Origin of the sequence: Streptomyces sp. SID3343 (genome assembly GCF_009865215.1) — a bacterium.
Lineage (GTDB): Bacteria > Actinomycetota > Actinomycetes > Streptomycetales > Streptomycetaceae > Embleya.
Map to the genome: position 1 here is coordinate 1 of NZ_WWJX01001100.1, position 3,280 is coordinate 3,280.

At 70.3% G+C, this 3,280-nt stretch carries 3 protein-coding genes; 1 reads left to right on the forward strand and 2 read right to left on the reverse strand.

Going from position 1 to position 3,280, the window contains the following annotated elements; translation table 11 throughout:
- The first annotated feature begins 551 nt into the window (after nt 1-551).
- Nucleotides 552-1,262 (forward strand): DUF4240 domain-containing protein, encoded by a 711-nt coding sequence (locus GT354_RS34415; protein ID WP_346012312.1) that lies wholly within the window; start codon nt 552-554, stop codon nt 1,260-1,262.
- 166 nt (nt 1,263-1,428) lie between these two features.
- Here GT354_RS34415 and GT354_RS52920 read toward each other — a convergent pair whose 3' ends face one another.
- Together GT354_RS52920 and serB are read right to left on the reverse strand one after the other, a co-directional pair.
- Entirely contained in the window at nt 1,429-1,659 is a 231-nt protein-coding gene (locus GT354_RS52920; protein ID WP_202512625.1) for a hypothetical protein, read from the reverse strand.
- 249 nt (nt 1,660-1,908) lie between these two features.
- Nucleotides 1,909-3,093: a phosphoserine phosphatase SerB gene (gene serB / locus GT354_RS34420; protein WP_161360293.1), complete on the reverse strand. Its 1,185-nt coding sequence runs from the start codon at nt 3,091-3,093 to the stop codon at nt 1,909-1,911.
- Nucleotides 3,094-3,280 lie beyond the last annotated feature (187 nt).

A 3,280-nucleotide genomic window follows, 5' to 3' on the forward strand; every position in this document is an offset into this window, starting at 1 on the left:
CGCGCGGTGGCGGCTGCGCCGCCGGCGGCCTCCGGCCGCTCTCCTCGCGGGCTCGTCGATCACTGGTCGACGATGGATCAGTGGGCGCTGACGCGCCGAGGGCGGAGCCGAGCGGTCGTCGCGGAGGGGCCACCGGGTCACACGGCCGCCCGGTGCGACGGCATGTGACCGCGCTTTGTGCGACGACCCGGCTGCCACGCTCTGCGCGGAGGCGGCTTTGGCGTCGGGCCTTCGGTCGTCAGGCCGGGTGGATGGGCGGTGGTCAGGGGCGCTTGGCCTGCGCGGGGTGCGCCGGCGGGTGCGGGTGCTTGACTGCCCTGTGGGGTCGCGTCGGCTCGGGCGGGGCCTGAGTGAGTAGTGGCACGGACGGCCCGGCTGGTCGGGGGCGTGTGGGTTCGCCAGGGAGCGGGCGGCCGGTTCCCGAGTGGGTCGGGTGCCGGCCGCCCGGTTCGCAGGGTGCCTGCGACCCGGGCGACCCGGGCGACCGGGTCGTCGCCGGTCGTGGTGAGGCGGATCTGGGCCTTGTCGTCCCGGGGGTCCGTGGTGATGTCGTGCAACGCGCCGTCGCGCAGAGAGGCGTCTATGAGGAGATCGAGAAGACCTGTTGCTGGTCTCGCCGCCTGGCCCGGTTGCCGAGTTTCTGCTCCACATACAGGACGATCAATCCTTGTTTTCGGTGGGGCGGCGAGCCGTTCGACGAGGGGGAGGTTGACGGTGATCGCATCGTGAACGATTCGAGGAAACGTCTGAACAATGACGTCGATCCCGGCCTTCCGGCAATGACATGGGAGCGGTTCTGGCAGCTCGTCGAGGTTTTCGGCGGTGAGGCCGACACCGAGACCTGTAAGCGCTTCGAGGAAGCCTGCGCGCGCCTGACCGAGATTCTCTCGCGCGAACCGGTAGGCCAGATCATCGGCTTCGGTGAGCGTCTCGCGGAAGCTCTCCACCGCTTGGACCGGGCGGACTTCGGCACTCTGCCCGTCCTTGGGATGGAGAGGCCCGACGGCTCGCCGTTTCCACAGTCGGACGACAGCTTTCTGTACTCGCGAGCGGCCGTCGTGGCCGCCGGCCGCCAGGCATACGAGAGTGTCTTCGGCCATCCGGAGCGGTTCGTGCCGTTCACCGCACTGCAATGCGAGGAATTGCTCTACGTTCACGAGGAGGCGTTCGAGCAGGTAGCCGGGACGGAGTGGGATCGCCTGACCCTCTACGACTACGAGTCCTGCTCGAACAAGGACGGCTGGCCCAAGCTCAGTGGCTGAGCACCGTCTGTCGCAGAGCCGTTGCCCATCCGGCCAGGCGGGGGGCCTGTCGACCGAGCAACAGGAGCGGACTGCAGCAGTTCTGAGAGGGCGGTTCGAGAGTTGATGCTCATTCCCGGGAGAGATTGAGGCAGGGCTGCTGGTCACGGCGCTCGGTTGGTTACTGCTACCTGGTGCAGCTGCCGGCGTCGATCTCGGTGAAGATGTCGAGTTTGACCAGGCGTTTCAGCTTGGCGCGGCTGCTCTCGATGTTCTTCGGCAGCAGTTCGTGGTCGAGGGCTTCGCAGACTTCGCGAGCCCGGAGCGGCCTGCGGCCTCGTTCAAGACGGCGAGGATGCGGGGGTAGTCCGCGTGCTCCGGCAGGTAGGGCGCGGTCACCTGGCTCTTGCCGCGACATCTACCCGGCCACTCGTCGGGGCGCGCCGGTGGTTCGGCGACCGGTGATCGACAAGCCCCCGCACAGTGCCCCGCACCCCGCACGCGCGACGTCCACTCGGCCGCCCGTCGGCGCGTCAGCGCCCACTGATCGATCGTCGACCGGTGATCGACGAGCGGCAGCGAGGAGAGCGGCCGGAGGCCGCCGGCGGCGAAGCCGCCCCCGCGCGCAGCGCGGCAACCAGGGGGTGGCCGCGCGAAGCGCGGTCACTCACTCGTCTGCGGCGTCTGCTGTTTCGACTTCGTCGCGGGTGACGCCCAGGAGGAAGAGCACCGTGTCCAGGAACGGCACGTTGACCGCCGTGTCGGCGGCCCGGCGGACCACCGGCTTGGCGTTGAAGGCCACGCCCAGGCCCGCGGCGTTGAGCATGTCCAGGTCGTTGGCGCCGTCGCCGATCGCGACGGTCGCCGAGAGCGGGACGCCCGCGTCCAGGGCGAAGGCGCGCAGCATGCGGGCCTTGCCGGCACGGTCGACGATGTCGCCGACCACGCGCCCGGTGAGCTTGCCGTCCACCACCTCGAGGGTGTTGGCCGCGCTGTAGTCGAGCCCGAGCTGCTCCACGAGCGAGTCGGTGACCTGGGTGAATCCTCCCGAGACGATGCCCACCTTGTAGCCCAGGCGCTTGAGGGTACGGACCAGGGTGCGGGCGCCCGGGGTCAGCTCGACCTGTTCGCGGACCTTGTCGATCGCGTCCTCTTCGAGCCCCGCCAGCAGCGCCACCCGCGCCCGCAGCGATTCGGCGAAGTCCAGGTCGCCGCGCATCGCGGCCGCGGTGACCTCGGCGACCTCGTCGAGGCAGCCCGCGTGCTCGGCGAGCAGCTCGATCACCTCGCCCTGGATCAGGGTCGAGTCGACGTCCATCACGATCAGCCGCTTGGCGCGCCGCAGCAGCCCGGACGGCTGTACCGCGACGTCCACGTGCCGCTCGGCGGCCTCTATGGCCAGCTCCAGCCGCAGTTTGTCCGTTTCCACGCCGGAGACCTGGAGCTCGATCGCGGTCACCGGGTACTTGGCCAGGCGGAAGATCCGGTCGATGTTGGCGCCCGCAGCCGCGATCCGGTGCGCTATCCCCGCGAACGCGGCCGCGTCCAGTGGGTGGCCGAGCACCGTGACGTGCGAGCGGCCCTCGCCACGCGGGCGGTTGTCACCGACGCCGGAGAGGATCTCGGCGACCAGGCGCTCGCCGTCGGCCCAACGGTGCACGTTCGCCCGCAGGCCGCCCTCGTCGGTGGGGGTGGTGATCAGGACGCACAGCGTGAGCCGGCCTCGGGTGACGGTCTGCTCGACGTCGACGACCTCGACGGCGTGTCCGGCCAAGACCTCGAAGAGGCTTGAGGTCACCCCAGGCCGGTCCTTGCCGAAGATCTTGACGAGAAGAGTGCGGGGCGCATTCATGATGGGCCACGGTACCGGCCGTTCGAGTGCGCGCGCGTCACCGGTCCACGGTACGAACAGCGGACGCCACGGCTCCCGGGCCCGGCCCCGGGACGGATCTACCCAGGCCAGGGGCCTGACTGGGTCGGCCCCTGGGGATCGTGCGGTGGGGGCGGGCGATGGCCGGGGGCGGGTCTGTTCGAGTGGG